Below are 21336 nucleotides of genomic sequence, written 5' to 3' on the forward strand. Positions count from 1 at the left end.
CACAAGCTGAACGATAGACCCAGAAAGCGGCTGGGATACCGAACCCCAGCCCAGGTGTTCTTAGGAGAATATTCAGGAGCACTAGAAACCGCGGGTGCTGCACTTATTAGTTGAATTCAGGTGTCAATAGTAGCTGCACAGTGCAATCGGTGAGCATGCTAGACTATTGACCATGTCGCTGTTTTTGCTCTGGAGACCCACCGTGACGGATGCCCACCGCCGTAAGCTACCCATCGGGATTCAGACGTTCTCGGATATCCGCGAGGGCAACTATTACTACGTCGATAAGACACCGCACATTGAGCGTTTGGTTAACCAGAACAAATACTACTTCCTCTCGCGGCCACGCCGCTTCGGCAAAAGTCTCTTGCTGGACACCCTGCGTTGCCTGTTTGAAGGTCGCCAGGCGCTGTTCGAAGGGCTGTATCTCCACGACAGGTGGGACTGGCAGCAGTGCTATCCGGTGATTCGTATTAGCTTTGCCGATGGCGTGATGCAGAGCCGTGAAGGGTTGGATGAACGTATCCGTGAGCAGCTACGCGTCCAGCGTGAGCAACTCGGTATTACCCACCACCATAAAACCGATATACCGGGTGAATTTTCCGCCCTCATTCGTGCCGCCCACCAGCAGCGTGGTCAACGGGTGGTCATTCTGATTGACGAATACGACAAGCCGATTCTGGACAATATCCTGGTACCGGAGCGCGCCCGGGAATTGCGTGAGGGTTTGAAGAACCTTTACAGCGTTATTAAAGACGCCGACCCATACTTGCACTTTGTGTTGCTCACCGGCGTTTCCAAATTCAGTAAGGTCAGCCTTTTCTCAGGATTGAATAACCTCAACGATATCACTCTGGATGTCCCCTTCAGCACGATTTGCGGCTATACCGACGAGGACATTGACACGGTGTTCACCGCTGAGTTGCCCGGCCTTGATCGCGAGGCGATCCGCCAGTGGTATAACGGCTACCGCTGGGGTGGCCGTGAGGTAACGCCCGTCTACAATCCCTTCGACGTGCTGTTACTGTTTCAGAAACGCGAGTTCGGCCCGTACTGGTTTGAGTCTGCCACACCGACGTTTTTGGTGGATATCCTCAAGCAGCGCGGAGTATTTACCCCGTCATTGGATCATTGGGAAACCGAGTATGAATTGCTCAGCCAGTTTGATGTTGACCAGATCAGCACTGAAGGTCTGCTGTTTCAAACCGGCTACCTCACCATTCAGCAAGTAGAAGAGCCTCTGCGGGGCTACCGCCAGTACACCCTTGGCTTCCCTAACCGCGAAGTCGAAACCAGCCTCAACCATGCGCTGCTGCCGTCACTGGGGGTCGAGAACGCCCCACGCGAGCGCAGAACACTGTTTCGTCATTTAAGCCAGCACGACCTGGCCGGATTGGAAACGCACCTCAAAGCGCTCTACGCAGGTCTGCCCCACGACTGGTACCGCAACGATCTCAAAAACCAGCCAATCGCCAAATACGAAGGCCATTATGCCAGCGTTTTCTATAGCCACTTTGCTGCCCTGGGACTCGATGTAACCGTGGAAGACGCCAGCCACCATGGCAAGGTGGATATGAGCGTGGATTTTGGTGGGCATATCTACCTGTTTGAGTTCAAAGTGGTGGAACAACTGCCGGAAGGTAAAGCGCTGGAGCAGATCAAACATAAAGGCTATGCCGATAAGCACCGCGCTTCGGGCAAGCCCATCCACCTGATCGGCGTGGAGTTTTCCAGCGTTGAGCGCCAAATTGTAGCGTTTGAGGTGGAGACCTTGGCTTAGCTACCAATCTATCCGCCACTGTCATCTCCGCGTCATGAATGGCTAGTTACATTGAATGCATACAGTTTTTGCCATTCACTAAGGCACGATGAATGCCCAGGGGAAATACAATGCTCGATAGCAGTAACGACCTACTCGAAACGGTGAAGCAGGCGGCGTACGAGGCAGGTGCGCTGTTACGCGAGGGATATTCGCTAAAGGGCAGAATTGCCTTTGAGCAAAAGGGGGCGTCAGACTTTGTCAGCTACTACGATACGGCCGCCGAGAACATCATTATCGACTGTATCAACAGCGCTTTTCCCGATATCGCTTTCCTAGGTGAAGAGAGCGGGCTTACGCCCACCGATAGTGACTATACCGTCATCATTGACCCTCTTGATGGCACCAGCAACTTTCTGCATGGGGTGCCTCACTTCTCAGTCTCCATCGCGGTTACTAAGGGCGATGAGCTGATCATCGGCGTTGTCTATCAACCGCTGCTTGATGAAATGCTTTGGGCCAGCCTTGGCACCGGCGTCTTCCTCAACGACACGCCGCTCACGACGCCTGAACCGCGCCCCCTGAACGAGATGCTTATAAGCACCTGCCTGCCCTACCACGCTAAAGGCGACTGTACGACGGCCCTAGATCAACTCGCTGCTCTAATGCCCCAGGTGGCGGGTATCCGCAGCCCGGGCTCAGCGGCGCTGGAGATCGCTTATACCAGCCTGGGCCGGTTTGATGCCTTTTGGTCTCAGGGCGCTGAGCTCGAATTTTGGGATATCGCCGCCGGTATTGTGATTGCCCGGGAAGTGGGCTACACCGTTACGGATCTCACTGGCGAACCCTATCCCGCCCATTGGAACAGCCTGATTGCAGCGCACCCCGAGCGGCATGACCAATTGCTGGCGTGTTTAACCTCCGGCTGATAAACGATCAACGTCATCGCTAATTCTCATCGACTAGACGCTCAAGCGGCGTCTATCTGACGGATACCTCCCACTTGCCTGTTCATTTTCACGCTGCGCACCACCCCCTCGACGTAAATCTTTTCATTTTTTTGTTAAAAATGAGAACTATTAGCACTAGAATGGAGAGATTATCATTAACTCTATCGCCAGGAGTCATTCATGTTCGAGGTCAAAGGCGCCACCTTTGAAATCAATGGCAAGCCGATTCTAAATCCCATTGACCACAGCTTTCATGAGGGCAAGATATATGGCTTGATCGGCCATAACGGCTCGGGTAAATCGACGCTGATCAAGCTGATGGCTCAGCAGCAGCCGGTAAGCCAGGGGGAGATTCACTTTGACCAGCGCCCGCTAAGCGATTGGGGAAATCGCGAATTCGCCCGCCAAGTCGCGTACCTGCCTCAACATCTGCCCAGCGCTGAGAGTCTTACCGGGCGTGAGCTAGTGGCCTTTGGCCGTTATCCATGGCACGGCTTACTAGGGCGCCACACGCAGAAAGACAAAGACGCTATTGACCGTGCCATTGCCCTCACCCACACCGAGGATTTCGCTGATCGCCTGGTCGACACCCTCTCCGGCGGCGAGCGCCAGCGGGTCTGGCTGGCCATGCTGCTGGCGCAAGGCAGCCGCTTTTTACTCCTTGATGAGCCACTCGCAGCGCTGGACATCGCCCACCAGATCGAAGTGTTAGCACTGATTCGCAAGCTGTGTGATGAGCTAAATCTCGGGGTGATTATCGTGCTGCACGATATCAACATGGCCTCGCGCTACTGCGATGAACTGATGGCGCTTCACAGCGGTCATTTGCTGGCGTGCGGCGCCCCTGGCGAATTGATGTGCGACAGCACCTTAGAGGCTATTTATGGCCTACCGATGCAGGTCATGAAGCACCCCAACGGAGAGCATAATATTGCCGTGGCCCAGTAAGTTTCAGCCACCCTGGCCCGCCGACGCTTATTCAACTTCTCCCTCTTTAGCGCTTATTTCTTCCCTGGCGGGCTTTGAAGCGAGGATTCGTCTTGCTAATGAGATATTTAGCACACAGACGAAAAAAACCCGGCGGGGGGAGCCGCCGGGTAAAAGCAAGGGATCATTCAAGGGAACACTTACTCTGATAGCGAAAAGCGTACGAAGTTCAGCCATTGCGACAGAAATATGTAACAGTATGTATATTTTTAACAACTCTGCTCAGACGGCATCAATTTCCCACTGCTGGGGTAAGACGTTTTCTTCTTTGGGCACCCGTACCCACACAAAATGATCGGCCCTTAGTTCAGTTTCACCACTCCATCGATACGCCACCAAGCGCCCGTATTTGACCGCGCTATAGTCTAAACAGGCAATATTGGCGGTGGGTAAGGCGGGAATCCCTTCGCACCAGTAGTGCCCAATAAATAGCGGCGGCTCACCCGAGCCGTAGTAGCTCAATCGAGCGCGTTCAGTGTCAGTCAGAGGGCGCGCTTCCAAATCACCGGGTAAGTTATCCGGTTGAAATACCACATCGCCCCATACCTGCGGCGCTTGGCTCCAGAAATGAGTACGAAAACTCTTACGCGTAAAACCATCACCGGAGTGGATTTCAATACCGCTCGGCAACGGGATATGCGTGCCACGGGTTAAGCGGTCGAGAATCCGAAACGCTTGCGTTGACGGGTCGGTGGACTCGACCAAAAAAGCTTCGTCCATACAGGCATTGGGGCTGCGCTGACGCAGTTCAGCAATCAGGGCATTATCCCAGCAGGCGTGTACCACGCGAATACCGTCAAGTTCCAGAAACAGGGGAATTGTCTTGAACCAGGCTAGGGTATCGTCCCACTCGTTAGTGTGGTCACGATACTGCTCCAAGGTATCCTGAATGATGCGATTGTGGCGTGGCGTATGCTCACGCAACCAGCGCTTGCCGCTACCAACAGGGGCCGGGTGACAGTAGGCCAAGGCGTTGTATTCGTGATTACCCATGACGATATGCGCCTCGCCCGCTTCCACCATGCGTCTCGCAATCGAAACCGCCAAGCGAATGCGGGGGCCGCGATCAATCAAATCACCGAGAAAAATTACCTTGCGCCGAGGGTGGCGATAGACGCCGCCATGCTGCGTATACCCGAGCTTTTCCAAAAGTGCGGCAAGTGTGGCGCCACAGCCGTGAATATCGCCGATAAGGTCGTAGCCTTCGATCTGACTTGCCGCCATGCTCAATCTCCCAGCCGGTTGCTCCACCCCAGTTTACTGCGCAGCACCTCGTAGAAGTTGTGCCCTAGCGGATGCACCAGCTGAACGCGCTGCGGTTTGCGGGTAATGACCAGAACATCATCCGGTTTGGCAACTGAGCGGGTTTGCCCATCGCAGCTGATGTGCGGATAGGTTTGATTGGTTTCGCCGATATGAATGCGAATTTCACTGGCGGCATCCACCACGATGGGGCGGCTTGAGAGTGTGTGCGGGAACATCGGCACCAACGTCACGACATCGAGCTTGGGGTGCATAATGGGGCCGCCGCCGGAGAGTGCGTAAGCCGTTGAACCGGTAGGAGTGGCCACAATTAAGCCGTCGCTGCGTTGGCTGTATACAAATTGGCCATCGATGAAGAGCTCGAACTCGATCATCCGCACCGCTTTACCCGGATGCACCACGACTTCATTAAGTGCTTCCCCTTTACCCACCGCGACACCGTCGCGGTAGAGCTCAGCATCGAGTAAAAAGCGCTCCTCGCGCTCAAACTGCCCAGCAAGCACTTCATCGACTCGCGTTTCCAGCTCATCGGGGGAAATATCGGTCAAAAATCCCAGCCGGCCGCGATTGACACCTAAGATTAACGTGCCGGTATGACACAACGTGCGCGCCGCGCCCAATAGGCTCCCATCACCGCCAATCACGATGACCAAGTCACAAAGCTCACCCAGCACACGGCGGCTCTCCTCTGGCTGCCCGTGATCGGGAATGACCGTCGCGGTGCGATCTTCAACCAGCACCTTGTAACCGTGATCCACCAGATACGTCACGAGACGCCGGAGCGAATCGACAACTTTCTGGCTGCCCAGCCGGCCAATCAAGCCAATCGTCTTGAAGGGACGATCAGCGGAGGTGGTTTCCGTTGGCGGTAGCGATTGCGATGAGGACGTATGCGTCATGGGGCCAACTCGTTAAGATTAGGCCCCATTATCACTATCCGTATCACAGCGGGCAAATCGACTTATGTCGTTTTATAGCCGTGACGCTCCCGCCACCAGTTATTGAGCCACAGCGACAGCGCCATGATGAGCGCTCCAAGCACCAGGCGGGTTAGATCGGCTTCACGGTTCCACATCACTAGATTGACCAGCAGGCCCGCCGGGATCAGGGCGTTATTCATGATTGCAAGTGTTCCGGCATCCACCATCGTCGCGCCGCGGTTCCATAAGAAGTACCCACCGCCGGAGGCCGCTAACCCCAGCCACGCCAACACTCCCCATTGTAAGCCGCTCGATGGCAGCGCCTCAGTATTACCCAGCAGCAAGAAAGCCGGCAGCACCACGGCCATCGCGCCGAGGAAGAACCAGCCAAAAACATTATGCCAAGGCAGCGACGTGGGAAACTCCGCAGCCAAACGCCGGTAACCCACCTGGCCCAGCGCGAAGCACATATTAGCGCCCTGCACCACCAAAAAGCCGGCCCAAAAGCCGCTATCAATACTGTCATAGCGAATCACCGCCGCTCCTAGCACCGCCAGTAGCGCCGTTAATAGGTAAAACGGGGTAAAGCGACCAAACATGACATCATCGAGTAACGCGATATAAATCGGCGTAAAGATGGTAAACAGCAGCACTTCGGGAACGGAGAGCAACAAAAAGGACTGATAAAAGAAGATATACATCACCCCCAGCTGCACGGCGCCTATTGCCATGAGCGTCACCCGCTGTTTACCGCTCAAAAGGCGGGGGCGTAAAAAAGGTAAAAATACCAGGGAAGCCAGCCCAACGCGCAGCAGTACAGCAAAATAGCTATCCACCTGTCCTGCTAGATAAACCCCAATTAATGAAAACGAGAATGCCCAAAGTACTGTCACGCCAACCAGATAGGTCATCGTAAACCCCATATAAAAAAACAAGTTGACGAGATTATACCGGGCTCTTTGCCACTGCCAAGAGATAACCTTAAAACAACGTTAAGTTAACGGCGCTTTAGCCGAGTGCTGGCATAATGCACGGCGTAAATTGCGCCTGGCACCCATGCAAGCAGCGTTAATGCAAGCGCAATCAAGATGTTGCGAGCACGCCCGCCGAGCAGACCCACCGCAAGCGGAGGCAGCAGCACGGCAAGGGTGATATAGGCGGCTTTAAACCCAGCGGGAAGTTCTGCCGGCGACACTGCAGGCTGCTCCTCCGCTTGAGGTGAAGACGCTTTTGACGAAGATGGAGGGGGCGTAAAGTGCTGAACGCTTGCGTCCTGCTTCGACGCCGCACCTGCTTGCTCGGCTTGGCGGTGCGCTTTTTTATCAATTTTTTGCTCTATGGTCTCGGCATCTTCGGCGAGATCATCGTGGTAGCGCTCCCACTCTTCCCAATCATGAGGGGTGCCGACTTTCGGGCGTTGTTGCCCTGCCCCTCGCGCACGCTCCCAAGCCTTTTCTTCCAGCGTATTGGGGCGTTCGGGGTCTCGGTCCAACCCAACCCCTTTACGGCTTAAATATTCACGCGCATCCATAACTGTCGCTCCTTTAAATTGTAAACCCATTAGCGTTGAAAGCGATGCTCGAACCTTGCCCACCGTCTGACTACAGTAAACGTGTACCCACACGCATGGCGAGCCCGCTTGTTGTCACGCAAGAGGGGGTGGTATCGGTAAGCGCCCGTACCCACATCAGACTAGCGGCCAGCCAGTCAGTTCTAAGGAGCATAGCCATGAGTCAAAAGCAGCCCGATACCGTTCGCGATATCATGTCCCGCGACTGCTACCGCGTTTCCCCTGAAGCATCGATTACAACCCTTGCCCAAGGGCTTGCACTTCACCGCTTGCCAGGGGCGCCGGTAGTCGATGGCGCCGACCGGCTTATCGGCTTTATCTCTGAACAAGATGTGCTCGGCCAAGTACTTGATAGCATCTACAATGACGGCGAGGCGCCTTTAGTGAAAGAGATGATGCGCAATGAAGTGCTAAGCGTGACGCCAAATAAGAGCATTACCGATCTTGCTCAAGAAATGCTGGGAGCAAAACCCAAAATTTACCCAGTAGTGGAGCAAACCCGCTTAGTCGGCGTTGTTACGCGTCGCGACGTACTGATTGCACTGCTAAAAATTCGCCGCCATTAACTCTTGGCGACTGTCTTCTCTTGGCAATTGTCTTAAGCAAAAAAAACCGCTGCTCATTGAGCAGCGGAAGCAAGGGATCGAAAACAATAGCCAGTGCAACAAACCTAAAAAGCCTTTTAACGTCACCTTTAGCGACTGCTATCACTTGTTGCCTGTGCTTAATCAGACACCCATACGTGAAAAAGTTCGTCAGCTTAGCGTTTTTTTTCTTGCACAGCGTAAGCGTATACTGGACAAAGGCTTTACCGCCCGTTTTTTCACCCCTCTTTTGGAGGCGCTGCATGGCGCTTTATTTACTGGTATTCGGCGTATGTTTGCTAGTGATCGGCAGCGTGATTGCTATTTTGCTCACGGCGCGTACGCCGCGTTACCGCACGGAGCCAGAAGATTTGTTGGCTCTGTTTGATAAAGCACTGGAAAGCCAAGTCAGCGAAAGCGAATGGAATGCTATCATCGGCTATCCCGTTCGCCACAACGAGTATCTTGACGGCGTCCGCCGCCGCGCAGCACGCTTAATGGAGGAGCATGGTCGCCGCTGGCAAATCGCCCAAGGCAAGCCACTGCTGGATACGACAGGTCAAGCCGAGCTAAAGGCGCTGCGTGACCACCTTGCCGCGCGCACGGCACTGCACCAACAATAAGACGTGCTACCGAGGATATCGCTATGTTTAGCACTATTCGCCACTTACCCCTCGATACCGCAACCCGGCATCACGCTCACGATTTCCATCAAATCGTGATTACCGTTTGCGGTGAAGCTGAATTTGAGATCGAAGGTCTCGGCGGCCACGTTAAGGCTTTTTCCGGTTGCATTGTGCCCGCAAATCACGAGCATTATTACTCGGGTAACCCCCAGAACCGACAGCTAATCTTAGATCTACCTGAACAAGCACCCGCGCTTTCCGGCGAGCATCGCGAACTGGTGGCACTGTTCGATGCCCCGCGTTTTTTCTCTCTCGATACCGCACTGCGCCACTACTTAGCGTTTCTCGACAGCGAGATCTTGCAAAGCCCTCAACGTAGCGACGATTTTCAGCACGACCGTCTCGCCGTGACGCTACTCGGGGCACTAAAATCACGCCTAGGGGATGACCCTATGGCGCAACTTAAGCGCCTCAATATGGCGCATATTCACCGTTATATTCAGCATCACCTGAGCGACGACCTGCGCGTCGCTGACCTTGCCCGCCTCGCCTGCCTTAGCGAAGCCCATTTTTCCGCGCGTTTTCGTGCTCAGACAGGCCTTTCTCCCTGGCAGTACGTTCGCCGCGAACGCCTAAGTGCAGCGCGTCAGCTACTGCTCCAAAGCCGCTTACCGTTGACCGACATCGCTTTGCAAACAGGGTTTGCCAATCAAAGCGCGCTCTCCCATGCATTTCGTCGCCGCTACGGTATCGCTCCCCGCCACTTCCGCGAAAATGCGCACCCAGCCCCCTTACATAGCCCCACCACGGCATGGGCTAACACACATTTCGTCAACGCGCCGTTGACAAGCTCACTGGCAAGCTCACAGAAGCCCGACTAACCTAAATTAACCACCCACACACACGACTAATGTCTAAAACTTCATATGCTTGCCATGAAATTGACACGTTTTGCCGCGCTTTAGACATGCACCTTGCGCCAGCTCGCTCTACATTCGTCCATCAATGCAGGCATAACGACCTGTAGCACATTCGTTCCTGCTCTGACTTTTGGGGGCTTCAATGCTCGACGCGAAGAAACTGCGTGACACTGCCACCTGGCAAACTGATCTCGACACGCTGATGGCGCGTGTCAGCGATCACTACGTTGTAGATGAAGACAGCTTTGTTAACGAGCTGATTGAAGTAATGGACACAGACCGCGATGACTTTGCTCGCATTGAAGCCAATACCGCTGCGCTTGTGCGTGATGTCCGTGAGATGGATACCGCTGTCGACACCATCGACGAACTGCTGCAACAGTACAGCCTGGACACGCATGAAGGCCTAATGCTTATGTGTCTGGCAGAAGCCATGCTACGCATTCCTGATAAAGCCACGGCCGACGCGCTCATTGAAGACAAACTTGGCCCAGCTGACTGGCAAGCCCACATCGGCAAAAGCGAATCCTGGATGGTCAACGCCTCCACCTGGGGCTTATTGATGACCGGCCGCGTGCTAAACATGGACCACCCTAAAGAGGGACAACCGGCTAACTTTATCAATCGCATGGTTAACCGCATGGGCGAACCGGTTATTCGCCGCGCCATGTACGAAGCGATGAAGATCATGGGCAAGCAGTTTGTGCTGGGCCGCGATATTAATGAAGCCCTCAAACGCTCCAAGCCGCTGTTCAACAAAGGTTACACTTACTCCTACGATATGCTCGGCGAAGCCGCCCGTACTCGCGATGATGCTCAGCGCTATTTTGATGACTATTCGCGCGCCATTGAGCAAGTAGGCAAAACGTTCAAAAACCTTGGCGACAAAACGCCAGCACCTTCGGTCTCCATCAAGCTCTCAGCGCTGCACCCGCGCTACGAGTTCGGCCGCCGCGAGCAGGTGTTAACTGAACTGGTCGACACCGTGATCAAACTGGTACACCAGGCCCGCGAGCTGAACGTGGCAGTGACCATAGACGCCGAAGAAATTGACCGTCTGGAGATTTCGCTAGAAGTCTTCCGCGCCGTCTATGAAAGTGATGCGGCGAAGGGCTGGGGGCATTTTGGTTTGGTCGTACAGGCCTACGCCTCGCGTGCGCTACCGGTGCTTCACTACATCAACCGCCTGGCGGACCAGCAAGGCGACGAAATCCCGCTGCGCTTGGTCAAAGGCGCCTACTGGGATACCGAGATCAAGGAGTCGCAGCAACTTGGCGTTGAAGGCTATCCGGTTTTCACCCGTAAGGCGTGCACTGACGTGGCATACTTGGCTTGCACAAAGTTCTTGCTGTCAAGCGACACTAAAGGACGTATTTTCCCGCAGTTTGCCACCCATAATGCGCATACGGTGACAACGATTCTGGAACTGGCTAACCACCTTAGCCGCCCTTTCGAGTTTCAGCGTCTGCATGGCATGGGCGAAGCGCTTTACGATGCCGCGCTTGAGCGTGCGCCTGAAGGCACTTACTGCCGCATCTACGCGCCGGTGGGAGCACATAAAGACCTGCTGCCTTACCTGGTTCGCCGACTGCTGGAAAACGGCGCGAACTCATCGTTTGTACACCAAATTGTCGACCCTGACGTACCGGTGGAATCGCTGTGTCAGCACCCGATTGAAACCCTGCGCCAGCACAAAACCTTTGCTAACCCGCGCATCCCGTTGCCCAAAGATATTTTCGGCCCCAAACGTCGCAACTCGCGCGGCGTTAACCTGAACATTCGTAGCCACTTTTATCCGCTAATGGATGACATGGCGACGTTCATGGAAAAAGCGTACCTGGCAAAGCCCCTGCTGGCGTTCGACGTTGCCGATGATGCTCTCAACACGCATACCGTCACGAGCCCGTTTGATCGGCACCAAACCGTGGGTCATGTGCAATGGACCACTCAAGAGCAAACCGCCAAAGCGCTTGATGCTGCCTGGGCTGCGTTCCCGCGTTGGGATGCCACACCGGTTGCCGAGCGTGCGGCCATCCTGCGCCGCTTAGCCGATCTGATGGAAACCCACATGGCGGAGCTGATGACGCTATGCTCCCGCGAGGGCGGTAAGTTACTGACCGATGGTGTGGATGAAATCAAAGAAGCAGTGGATTTCTGCCGCTACTACGCCATGCGCGCCGAAGACATCTTTGGCGAGCCGATTGAGCTACCCGGCCCCACCGGCGAATCCAACCGCTTAATGATGGGCGGTAAGGGTGTTTTCGCTGCGATTAGCCCGTGGAACTTCCCGGTGGCGATCTTCTGTGGCCAAGTAGTGGCGGCGGCGGTGGCGGGTAACACCGTTCTGGCCAAACCCGCCGAGCAAACCTCGATCGTCGCTCACCGGGTAATTGAGTTGCTCTACGAAGCCGGTATGCCGCGCGACGTCGTACAGCTGCTACCGGGCGATGGCCCTACCGTAGGGAGCGTGCTTACCTCAGCCCCCCGCGTCACCGGCGTGGTCTTCACCGGCGGCACCGATACCGCGCAAATTATCAACCGCGCGCTCGCCGCACGCGAAAACGCACCGTTGCCCACGCTGATTGCCGAAACCGGCGGTATGAACGCCATGATCGTCGACTCCACTGCGCTGCCGGAACAAGTGGTCGTCGATGTGATTCAATCAGCGTTCCAAAGCGCGGGGCAGCGCTGCTCGGCACTGCGCGTGCTTTACCTGCAGGACGACGTTGCTGACCGTGTGATTGAGATATTAAAAGGCGCCATGAATGAGCTGCGCGTCGGCGATCCTCGATATTTAGGCACTGACGTTGGTCCGGTAATTGATGAAGACGCGCGCAAGAACCTGCAGGCCCATATTGAGACCCTGAAAGGTGAAAACCGCCTAATTGCCGAAACACCGCTTAGCGCCGAACAAACGCAAGACGGCACCTTTATCGCGCCTGCGGCGTTCCAAATCGACAGCATGAACGCCCTCACCCGCGAACAGTTCGGCCCGATCCTGCATATCGTGCGCTACAAGACGAAAGAGTTGGACCACGTTATCGATGACATTAACGGCCGGGGTTATGGCCTAACATTTGGCGTACATAGCCGCAACGAATCCTTTGCCGCTGACGTAGCGCAAAAAATTCGTGCAGGCAATGTGTACATCAACCGCAACATTATTGGTGCCGTAGTCGGTGTTCAGCCATTTGGCGGCCAAGGGCTCTCGGGCACAGGGCCAAAAGCCGGCGGACCGAACTATTTGCTGCGTTTTGCGACCGAAAAAACGGTCACCAATAATACCGCCGCTCTAGGTGGCAACGCGTCGCTTCTGGCGCTCGGCGATGAGTGATCCACTCATCATATCAACAACCTAAACTCCCTAAATAAAAAGGAACCGTCTCATGGCTGAAAACAATATAGCGATAGCCTCCACCTTCGTAGCCTCTGACTACATTTTGGTCAGCCGTACGCTGGGACCAGTAACGTGAATTTGAAAAGGAGTAAACAAAAATAAGGCCGCGCCACTACCGGATTCTTCTTGGTAAGCGCACTAATCTGTCGGAGCTAGCTCCGTCCTGACGAATTGGAGATATTTCATGGCAACTGGTGTTTGGATTAGTTTATTTGGTTACTTTGCGCTCATGATCGCCATCGGCGTTTATGCTATGCGTAAATCCACCTCTTCATCCGAAGATTACATGCTGGGTGGGCGAACCCTCAGCCCACAAGTGGCGGCCCTGTCGGCTGGCGCTTCGGACATGAGCGGCTGGTTGCTGCTGGGTTTGCCCGGGGCGATGTTCGTATCCGGCTTAGGCTCGGCGTGGATCGGGATCGGCCTACTTGTGGGTGCATTCTTCAACTGGGTTCTAGTCGCACCGCGTCTGCGTGAACAGACGGTTCACTATGGCAATGCGATCACTATTCCGGCGTTCCTGGCGAACCGGTTCCCGACACGTGCGCTTTCTCTGCGCACGGTGTCCGCTGTCGTTATCGTTATCTTCTTTGCGGTCTACACGGCGTCAGGTTTAGTGGCAGGCGGCAAGCTGTTCGAGAGCGCGTTTTCCGGCATTTATAACTTCGGCGACATGAGCAACTACGCCATGGGTGTCATGATCACGCTAGGCGTAGTGCTTATTTACACCGTTGTCGGCGGTTTCCTGGCCGTGAGCATGACGGACTTCGTGCAAGGCTGCATCATGATGCTGGCACTGATAATTATGCCGGCGGTTGTACTGTTCGGCGAAGGTGGCGGCGGTTTCTCCCAGGCGACACAGACCTTAAATGAGGTCGATCCCACGCTGCTATCCTGGACGTCGGGACTGACCTTTATCGGCTGGCTGTCTGCCGTGACCTGGGGGCTGGGCTATTTCGGGCAGCCGCACATCATTGTGCGCTTTATGGCTATCCGGACGCTAAAGGATGTGCCTGTTGCCCGCAACATTGGCATGGGCTGGATGCTTATTTCGCTGATTGGTGCCGTTTCTCTGGGGGTATTTGGCCGGGCCTATGCGATCCGCAATGGTTTGGATGTCCAAGATCCGGAAACGATCTTTATTATCCTTGCGGAGCTGCTGTTCCATCCGCTGATCACCGGTTTCCTCTATGCGGCACTGCTTGCTGCGATCATGAGCACCATTTCCAGCCAGCTTCTGGTGTCGTCTTCTTCTCTGACTGAGGATTTCTACCGTCTTTTCCTGCGCAAGGAAGCAACCGAGCAAGAGTGTGTGGCCGTAGGCCGTGTTAGTGTGGTGATTGTGGGCATTGTGGCTGCTGTTATTGCGTCTGACGAAAACTCTCAGGTTTTGGGGCTGGTCAGTAACGCCTGGGCAGGCTTCGGTGCGGCGTTTGGGCCGCTGATCATCCTGTCGCTGATGTGGCCACGCACGAACGGCAATGGCGCCATCGCAGGCATGGTCGTAGGTGCTGCCACTGTCATGATCTGGATCTCACTGGGTTGGAACGGTGAGTTCATGGGTGGCCCTGGTGTGTACGAGATTATTCCTGGCTTCATCGCTTCCTTGATTGCCATCATGGTAGTGAGCAGCGTGACGGACGATGCAGGTGAATATCAGCACATTGATCGCTAATAACAGCGCGTAGGACGCATTCAGCGTAGCGTGAGGGCTCCCGCGGGAGCCCTTATGCATATGGATGAAAGAAGACCTAACCAACCGTGGAATCGCTCAACTGGATAATAGTCCACTTTGTCATCCGCTATATTATTCACTATGTCATCCAATATTCAGTGCCCATGACCACAGGCCACCCGAGAACGTGACCTGTCAGGGTCATGAGACGAGCGATAATTTGCTTTCGAAAAGAATGACTACATCCTAGCCAACGCATCAACGCTAGGTGTCGGCTAGCAAGGAGAGACCCAGCATGACCGAAGCCAATCTTCATCTGCATAGCGAAGTGAGTGATCTACGCTCACGCATTCGCACCAACTACGATGCCAACGAGGCAGATGTGCTTCACGGGCTTGTCGAGCGTATCAAGCTGTCAGACGATGACCGCCGCAAGGTGGCTGCCGTCGGCGCCAACTACGTGGAGCGTGTGCGCAAGGAAAGATCGCCCTCGATGATGGAGGCGTTCCTGGCCGAGTACGGTCTCTCGACTACCGAGGGCGTCGGCCTGATGTGTCTGGCCGAAGCGCTACTACGGGTGCCCGATGCGGAAACCATCGATGACCTGATCCACGACAAAATCGAGCCCTCCGACTGGGGCGCACACCTCGGCAAGTCGTCATCGTCGATGGTCAACGCCTCCACCTGGGCTCTGTTGCTAACCGGCAAAGTGCTAGACGACGACCCCAAAGGCCCCACACGGGCGCTACGCGGTCTGGTACGCCGTATGGGCGAGCCGGTAGTGCGTAAGGCCGTTGGCCAGTCGATGAAGATTCTCGGCCGCCAGTTCGTGCTCGGCCAGACCATCGAAGAAGGCATGAAAAATGCCCGCGAACTCGAAAAACAGGGCTACACCTACTCCTACGACATGCTAGGCGAAGCGGCGCGCACCGACGAGGATGCCGTCCGCTATCACGAGGCTTATGCCCAGGCGATTACCGCCATCGCCAAACAGGCCAAAGGCGATGTGCGCGGCAGCCCCGGCATTTCGGTGAAGCTCTCGGCGCTGCATCCGCGTTATGAATACACCCACCGTGACACGGTGATGGCGGAACTCGTACCGCGCGCTAAAGAGCTGGTGCAGCAGGCCGCCAAGGCCAATATCGGTTTCAATATTGATGCCGAAGAGCAGGATCGGCTGGATCTGTCCCTCGACGTGATTGAGGCCCTAATGGCCGATCCCAGCCTGGATGGATGGGATGGTTTCGGGGTCGTGGTGCAGGCCTACGGGCGCCGCGCCGCGCCGATGATCGAGACACTTTACGAACTGGCCGAGAAGTTTAACCGCAAGATCATGGTGCGGCTGGTCAAGGGCGCTTACTGGGATACCGAGATCAAACTGTCCCAAGAGATGGGAGTGAAAACTTTCCCGGTCTTCACCCGCAAGATCAATACCGATGTCAGCTACATGGCCTGCGCCCAAATGCTGCTCGACCGGCGCGACCGCATCTATCCGCAGTTTGCGACTCACAACGCCCACACCTGCGCCGCCGTGGTGGCCATGGCGGGCGACGACAAAGACAGCTACGAATTTCAGCGCCTGCATGGCATGGGTGAATCGCTGCACCACATTGTCAAAGAGTCAGAAGGCACGCACTGCCGCATCTACGCCCCGGTTGGCGCGCACCGCGACCTGCTTGCCTACCTGGTTCGCCGCCTGCTGGAAAATGGCGCTAACTCCTCATTCGTCAACCAGGTGGTGGATAGCTCAATCCCCCCGAGCGAGGTATCGAAAGACCCGGTAGACGTCTTCCATCAACTCGGCGGCGCCGTCTCAAGCCCGTTGATCCGCCAGCCCGGTGAGCTATTCGCGCCTGATCGCAAGAACTCCAAGGGCTATCGTATCAACGAGCCCGCCTCGATCTTGCCACTGCTCAACGCCCGCGAAGCGTTTGCTGACGCCACCTGGTCGGCAGGCCCCATGTTGGTAGGCAACCCAGCGCCCCAAGGGCCCGCTCGCGATGCCCTCTCCCCCGCCGACGGTACGCGCGTGATCGGCAAGGTGCATGAGGCCACCCCAGCCGAAGTTACGGCCGCCCTCGACGCCGCCGAGGAAGGCTTCCGCGAATGGTCGGCCCGCCCGGCGGCCGAACGCGCCGCAGTGCTACGCCGCACCGCCGATCTCTACGAAGAACACATCGCCGAACTAACCGTGATCACCACCCGCGAAGCCGGCAAGATGATGTTCGATGGCATCGCCGAAGTGCGGGAAGCGGTGGATTTCCTGCGCTACTACGCCAACGAAGGCGAGCGGCTGGAAGCGGAAGAGCCCGGCAGCGCCCGTGGTATTTTCGTCTGTATCAGCCCGTGGAACTTCCCGCTGGCCATCACTACGGGCCAGATCGCGGCAGCCCTGGTAGCAGGCAACGCGGTGCTTGCCAAGCCCGCCGAGCAGACTCCCTTGATCGCCGCTCGAGCCGTCGAGTTGATGCGCGAAGCGGGCCTGCCAGAAGCGGCACTGCAGTTGTTGCCTGGCGACGGACCGACGGTGGGCGGCCCGCTAACCAGCGATCCGCGTATCGCGGGCGTCTGCTTCACCGGCTCGACCCCAGTGGCACAAATCATCCACAAAGCCCTGGCAGAAAACGCAGGGCCGGATGCCGTGCTGATCGCCGAGACCGGCGGGCTGAATTCGATGATCGTGGACTCCACAGCGCTGACCGAACAGGCGGTGCGCGATATCCTGATCTCTTCCTTCCAGTCGGCTGGCCAGCGCTGTTCTGCGCTGCGGATGCTGTATGTCCAGGAAGAAGCGCGTGATCGGTTGCTCAACATGCTCTATGGCGCCATGGACGCACTCACCATTGGCGACCCCTGGAACACCGATACCGACGTCTCGCCAGTGATCGACAGCGACGCCCAGACCGAGATCAGTGACTATGTGGCCGCGCATCAGAAGGCAGGCAAGGTGCTGAAGACACTACCTGCGCCAGAAACCGGCACTTTCGTCACCCCAGCGGTGGTCGAGGTCGGAGGCATTGAGGATCTCGAACGTGAAATCTTTGGCCCGGTGCTCCACGTAGCCACCTTCAAGGCGCGCGACATCGACAAAGTCGTCGACGCTATCAACGATAAGGGTTACGGGCTGACCTTCGGCCTGCATACCCGCATCGACGACCGTGTACAGCAGATCGTCGAGCGTATTCATGTCGGCAACGTCTACGTAAACCGCAACCAGATCGGCGCCATCGTCGGCTCTCAGCCTTTCGGCGGCGAGGGCCTTTCGGGCACCGGGCCCAAGGCCGGTGGCCCGCTTTATGTCACGCGCTTCCGTCGCACCGCCGCCGCTGAGCATTGCGAGGCGCCGAAGGGTAAGGCTGTGGCCCTCAAGGATGTCCAGTCGACCCTCGATGGGTTGGATGCCCGTAACTGGGCCGCACGTCGCGATCGAGTCGAGGTGCTGCGCAAGACGCTCTCGGGCACGGGTGGCGTGGTTCGTAGGGCACTCAATGAAACGGCTGCCCTCGACATGACGCCACAGACGCTGCCGGGGCCAACAGGAGAAAGCAATCGCTTGGCACTCTATCCGAAGGGAGCAGTTCTCTGCCTCGGGCCAACCCTGGATATCGCCGCTGCCCAGGCAGCGCAGGCCCTCGGCGCGGGCTGTGCGGCCGTCGTCGTTGCCCCAGGCGCCGTTCAAGCCGTCAAGCCGCTTATCGATGCAGGAGCACCAGTAGCCGGCCTCGATGGCAGCATTGAGGCCGAGACGCTGAGTGAGGTCAAAGGCATTGCGGCGGTAGCCGCGGCCGGCGATAGCGACTGGACCCGTGAGCTACGGGTTGCGCTTGCCAAGCGCGACGGCGCCATCGTGCCGCTTGAGACCCAGACCATCTCGCCGGAGCGCTACGTGGCGGAACGCCATCTGTGCATCGACACCACCGCAGCGGGTGGCAACGCCAGCCTGCTGGCAACGGCTGAATAAATCTGCCAGCTTCGCCTGCGTCCCATTTCGCCATTAAATGGTAGTGGACAGTGTGACTGCTAACGCAGGCGAATATCAGCACATTATCTGCTAGAAAGAGCCGACATAGCAGAAAGAAGCGTTTTCTTAAGGCCACCTTCGGGTGGCTTTTTTTATATGTATTCAGTGAGATTCTCAACTCTTGCGCCAGGTCAATATCCGACCGCTAAGTGACCATTACAATCTTATCCATTGAATACGTGGTTGTCTTCAACACGCGGTTGCCAGGCGGTAACCCATGTTTCTTGCAAGGAGTTGTACCCATGCGCAAAGTTGCTCTCCCCACCCTTCTTGCGGCCGGTATCGCCGCTGCTGCCATCACTACCTCAAGCCAAGCGTTTGCTTACGGTGCAGGTGATTTCTACACGCGTGTTGGTGTCACAAAAGTTGATCCCAAAAGTGACAACGGAGATATCTTCGTACCTGGCTTTGGTGACTTAGGGGTTGAGGTAGACGACGATACTAACCTAGGCTTCACTTTGGGTTATCGCTTCAACGACAAATTTGGCGTTGAGCTGCTTGCTGCTCTACCTTTCAAGCATGACATCTCAATTGCAGGCGGTGCGGCCACTTCTGAAACCAAGCACCTCCCCCCGACCGTAACCGCCCAATTCTACCCCTTGGGTGGTACAGAAGCTCGAGTTCAGCCTTATGCAGGGATCGGCTTTAACTACACTAAGTTTTTCAGCGAAGAAGAATTAAGCTCTGCTAACAATACACTGAATGGCTTGGATGTAGAACTTGACGACTCTTGGGGTCTTGCTGGTCAAGTAGGTGTTGACGTATTGATCAACGACAACTGGGCACTAAACGCAGCCGCTTGGTACATCGATATCAATACTGATGTGTCAGTTGAAAGCGTAGGCAATGTTGGAGAAGTCGAAATCGATCCGGTCGTGGTGATGGCGGGCGCTAGCTACCGCTTCTAAGCGAGTACAGCGCTTAAAGACAACAACAGCCCGCCTTTTGGCGGGCTGTTGCGTTTAGGCTAGCGCTTTAGTTTTCCGTTACCAACTCATCCACTCTTTCCACCGCTCGCACGACCAAAAGTTGGTCGCTCGCCCGAATCTTCTCTTGCTGTAGGTAGGCGGCTATCGCAGGCGCCACCTCGCACTTCGCCGGCATCGGTGCTTTCGCCTCCACTAACGCTTGCAAACGCTGGATAAACACAAAGCGCAACCACTGCGGTAGCGACATGGTGTCCACACAAAACGGCTGCTGACTGGCGAAATCCGCCTCACTCGGCTCCTCCACTCGCCATAGATTTGACACCTTGAGCGTTGCTTCCAACTCGTCTAGCGCCTGGGCTAGTTGCTGATGTGCCGTCATCATCGTGATCCATTTAAGAAATAGGGCCACATTATCCCAGCCAGACACCATGGCGGCTACCCGGTTGACGCGCACTTTTCCCCAAGCCGAATAGATTCACAGAAACCTTGTAAGAGCCTGTGGATAAACTATGGAAAGATGCCGTTTAGCCTTTCCTCATGGGCTATGGCCGAGACTGTTTATTATTTAACCACCGCGTAAAATGCTGAGCTGTTTTTTCACCCTGACCGGCTGACACTCAGCAAGCGGCAAGGTAAAGTGCTCGCTCAAAACGCGGAAGGATGCCATGCAACCTATTCATACGCTTGACGACTTTTTTATACGCAGCGGCGCTGATGTTTCGTTTTACCACATGGGTCGCCGGGTTACGCCTTGCCCGCGCGAAGCACTCACCGCGCTTGAAACCGGTGACGCGCCGTGGCCTGAACCTTGGCAAGGACACGCGCGTCTGGGTATTGTGTTTCGCCTAGGCGATATGCCTGAGCCCGCTATTTGGTTTCTCAGCTTGCCGCTTGATGAACAAGGGTATTTATCTCCTGCTCAGCGCGATGCTTTCTTGCAGCGCCTGCTCGAAACGCTGGGGCGCAACGCGAATACGAATAAGCACGAAGTTGATCAAAACGGTGCCAAGCAGATCAGCGATGAGAGCGCTCGCGAGGTTGAGCACTTAATGAAGGATAATCCGGTGGCTTTCACGCCGAGCCTGCCTTTTCAGGCGATGCTCAACGCTCGCGCGACCCATGACTTAGGTTTGCCCGCCAGCCAGCACCTAGAGCTAATTGAGGCTTATATCAGCCGCCAGCAAACCATTGACTGGCAAGCACTAGGGCTGCAAGGCGTAGCCGATTTTGTGGTACGTATGGATGATAACCAGGCACAGCAACTTACCGGCGTCCTTGAGACATTACCGGTTGAGATGCTGCACTCGCTTTGCTACTGCCTAGAGCACACTGCCCTGCCTACTGCCTTAGTGAATGCGTTACGCGACTACGGCGAGCAAGCAGCACAACAAGGCGACGTCGAAACCTTATGCGCCTGCGTACGCGCCGTGGGTAGTAGCGAGACAACGCTTGTCGGCGAGTGGTACCAGCAATTGTTGGAAGATGCCCATGCTTGCGGGCCTGATTTACTCGCGGCGATTGCCGGTCGTGGCTGGATGCATTTGGAAGATAACGCACGCTTGCCGCTTTACCTAAATCGACTGGCGGAAGATGACCGCAGCGACTTTGGCGCCGTTATTCGCGATCTTGCGTTGATTCCACGGCTACGCTTACCGGTGATTATGTTATTGCGCGATGCCCCCGAGGGCTCCACTATTCAACAGCGGCTTGCGTCTATCACTTAAGCGCAATGGAC

General features: G+C 55.9%; 16 protein-coding genes and 1 pseudogene. 12 read left to right on the forward strand and 5 right to left on the reverse strand.

Translation table 11 applies throughout. The features are described 5' to 3' along the window. The 4 genes and pseudogenes from HZS81_RS18120 to HZS81_RS16820 form a co-directional block, all read left to right on the forward strand. Positions 1-114 (forward strand): annotated as a pseudogene (locus tag HZS81_RS18120) (IS30 family transposase); the annotation flags it as partial. 58 nt (positions 115-172) lie between these two features. Continuing rightward, on the forward strand, positions 173-1780 hold the full coding sequence (locus HZS81_RS16810; protein ID WP_179931674.1) for an ATP-binding protein: 1608 nt from the start codon (positions 173-175) through the stop codon (positions 1778-1780). 110 nt (positions 1781-1890) lie between these two features. Continuing rightward, positions 1891-2688 (forward strand): inositol monophosphatase family protein, encoded by a 798-nt coding sequence (locus tag HZS81_RS16815; protein WP_179931675.1) that lies wholly within the window; start codon positions 1891-1893, stop codon positions 2686-2688. 201 nt (positions 2689-2889) lie between these two features. Further along, on the forward strand, positions 2890-3657 hold the full coding sequence (locus tag HZS81_RS16820; protein WP_179931676.1) for an ABC transporter ATP-binding protein: 768 nt from the start codon (positions 2890-2892) through the stop codon (positions 3655-3657). A gap of 261 nt (positions 3658-3918) precedes the next feature. On the opposite strand, the gene HZS81_RS16825 is transcribed toward HZS81_RS16820, so the two are convergent. From HZS81_RS16825 to HZS81_RS16840, 4 genes are all read right to left on the reverse strand, one after another. Next, positions 3919-4920 carry a metallophosphoesterase gene (locus tag HZS81_RS16825; protein WP_194249410.1) on the reverse strand — a complete coding sequence of 334 codons (1002 nt, stop codon included), beginning with the start codon at positions 4918-4920 and terminating at the stop codon, positions 3919-3921. Positions 4921-4922: 2 nt separating this feature from the next. Then, complete coding sequence (locus HZS81_RS16830) at positions 4923-5858, reverse strand: NAD(+) kinase (RefSeq protein ID WP_179931677.1); 936 nt, start codon at positions 5856-5858, stop codon at positions 4923-4925. A gap of 62 nt (positions 5859-5920) precedes the next feature. Next, positions 5921-6790, reverse strand: a complete 870-nt coding sequence (locus HZS81_RS16835) for a carboxylate/amino acid/amine transporter (RefSeq protein WP_179931678.1) — start codon at positions 6788-6790, stop codon at positions 5921-5923. Positions 6791-6876: 86 nt separating this feature from the next. After that, positions 6877-7410 carry a YqaE/Pmp3 family membrane protein gene (locus tag HZS81_RS16840; RefSeq protein ID WP_179931679.1) on the reverse strand — a complete coding sequence of 178 codons (534 nt, stop codon included), beginning with the start codon at positions 7408-7410 and terminating at the stop codon, positions 6877-6879. A 197-nt stretch (positions 7411-7607) separates the two neighbouring features. Here HZS81_RS16840 and HZS81_RS16845 point away from each other — a divergent pair, with 197 nt between their 5' ends. From HZS81_RS16845 to HZS81_RS16875, 7 genes are all read left to right on the forward strand, one after another. Then, a complete protein-coding gene (locus HZS81_RS16845) occupies positions 7608-8015 on the forward strand; it encodes a CBS domain-containing protein (protein WP_179931680.1) in 408 nt (135 codons plus the stop codon). Between the two features lie 281 nt (positions 8016-8296). Continuing rightward, entirely contained in the window at positions 8297-8656 is a 360-nt protein-coding gene (locus HZS81_RS16850; protein WP_179931681.1) for a hypothetical protein, read from the forward strand. A 23-nt stretch (positions 8657-8679) separates the two neighbouring features. Continuing rightward, the gene (locus HZS81_RS16855; RefSeq protein WP_179931682.1) at positions 8680-9540 is read left to right on the forward strand and encodes an AraC family transcriptional regulator; all 861 of its coding nucleotides are present in this window, start codon (positions 8680-8682) and stop codon (positions 9538-9540) included. A gap of 181 nt (positions 9541-9721) precedes the next feature. Further along, complete coding sequence (putA, locus tag HZS81_RS16860) at positions 9722-12913, forward strand: bifunctional proline dehydrogenase/L-glutamate gamma-semialdehyde dehydrogenase PutA (RefSeq protein WP_179931683.1); 3192 nt, start codon at positions 9722-9724, stop codon at positions 12911-12913. A gap of 247 nt (positions 12914-13160) precedes the next feature. Next, entirely contained in the window at positions 13161-14651 is a 1491-nt protein-coding gene (gene putP / locus HZS81_RS16865) for a sodium/proline symporter PutP (RefSeq protein WP_179931684.1), read from the forward strand. A gap of 295 nt (positions 14652-14946) precedes the next feature. Next, positions 14947-18612, forward strand: a complete 3666-nt coding sequence (putA, locus tag HZS81_RS16870) for a bifunctional proline dehydrogenase/L-glutamate gamma-semialdehyde dehydrogenase PutA (RefSeq protein ID WP_179931685.1) — start codon at positions 14947-14949, stop codon at positions 18610-18612. Between the two features lie 302 nt (positions 18613-18914). Next, a complete protein-coding gene (locus tag HZS81_RS16875) occupies positions 18915-19580 on the forward strand; it encodes an OmpW/AlkL family protein (protein ID WP_179931686.1) in 666 nt (221 codons plus the stop codon). Between the two features lie 67 nt (positions 19581-19647). On the opposite strand, the gene HZS81_RS16880 is transcribed toward HZS81_RS16875, so the two are convergent. Beyond that, entirely contained in the window at positions 19648-19980 is a 333-nt protein-coding gene (locus HZS81_RS16880) for a YqcC family protein (protein WP_179931718.1), read from the reverse strand. Positions 19981-20266: 286 nt separating this feature from the next. Here HZS81_RS16880 and HZS81_RS16885 point away from each other — a divergent pair, with 286 nt between their 5' ends. Next, on the forward strand, positions 20267-21325 hold the full coding sequence (locus tag HZS81_RS16885) for a DUF3549 family protein (protein ID WP_179931687.1): 1059 nt from the start codon (positions 20267-20269) through the stop codon (positions 21323-21325). Positions 21326-21336: the final 11 nt, after the last annotated feature.

The organism is Vreelandella salicampi, assembly GCF_013415105.1.
Classification (GTDB): domain Bacteria; phylum Pseudomonadota; class Gammaproteobacteria; order Pseudomonadales; family Halomonadaceae; genus Vreelandella; species Vreelandella salicampi.

Coding starts and splice junctions, on each gene's coding strand:
- HZS81_RS16810 (WP_179931674.1), top strand. CDS start 173: ATGTCGCTGTTTTTGCTCTGGAGACCCACCGTGACGGATGCCCACCGC.
- HZS81_RS16815 (WP_179931675.1), top strand. CDS start 1,891: ATGCTCGATAGCAGTAACGACCTACTCGAAACGGTGAAGCAGGCGGCG.
- HZS81_RS16820 (WP_179931676.1), top strand. CDS start 2,890: ATGTTCGAGGTCAAAGGCGCCACCTTTGAAATCAATGGCAAGCCGATT.
- HZS81_RS16825 (WP_194249410.1), bottom strand. CDS start 4,920: ATGGCGGCAAGTCAGATCGAAGGCTACGACCTTATCGGCGATATTCAC.
- HZS81_RS16830 (WP_179931677.1), bottom strand. CDS start 5,858: ATGACGCATACGTCCTCATCGCAATCGCTACCGCCAACGGAAACCACC.
- HZS81_RS16835 (WP_179931678.1), bottom strand. CDS start 6,790: ATGACCTATCTGGTTGGCGTGACAGTACTTTGGGCATTCTCGTTTTCA.
- HZS81_RS16840 (WP_179931679.1), bottom strand. CDS start 7,410: ATGGATGCGCGTGAATATTTAAGCCGTAAAGGGGTTGGGTTGGACCGA.
- HZS81_RS16845 (WP_179931680.1), top strand. CDS start 7,608: ATGAGTCAAAAGCAGCCCGATACCGTTCGCGATATCATGTCCCGCGAC.
- HZS81_RS16850 (WP_179931681.1), top strand. CDS start 8,297: ATGGCGCTTTATTTACTGGTATTCGGCGTATGTTTGCTAGTGATCGGC.
- HZS81_RS16855 (WP_179931682.1), top strand. CDS start 8,680: ATGTTTAGCACTATTCGCCACTTACCCCTCGATACCGCAACCCGGCAT.
- putA (WP_179931683.1), top strand. CDS start 9,722: ATGCTCGACGCGAAGAAACTGCGTGACACTGCCACCTGGCAAACTGAT.
- putP (WP_179931684.1), top strand. CDS start 13,161: ATGGCAACTGGTGTTTGGATTAGTTTATTTGGTTACTTTGCGCTCATG.
- putA (WP_179931685.1), top strand. CDS start 14,947: ATGACCGAAGCCAATCTTCATCTGCATAGCGAAGTGAGTGATCTACGC.
- HZS81_RS16875 (WP_179931686.1), top strand. CDS start 18,915: ATGCGCAAAGTTGCTCTCCCCACCCTTCTTGCGGCCGGTATCGCCGCT.
- HZS81_RS16880 (WP_179931718.1), bottom strand. CDS start 19,980: ATGACGGCACATCAGCAACTAGCCCAGGCGCTAGACGAGTTGGAAGCA.
- HZS81_RS16885 (WP_179931687.1), top strand. CDS start 20,267: ATGCAACCTATTCATACGCTTGACGACTTTTTTATACGCAGCGGCGCT.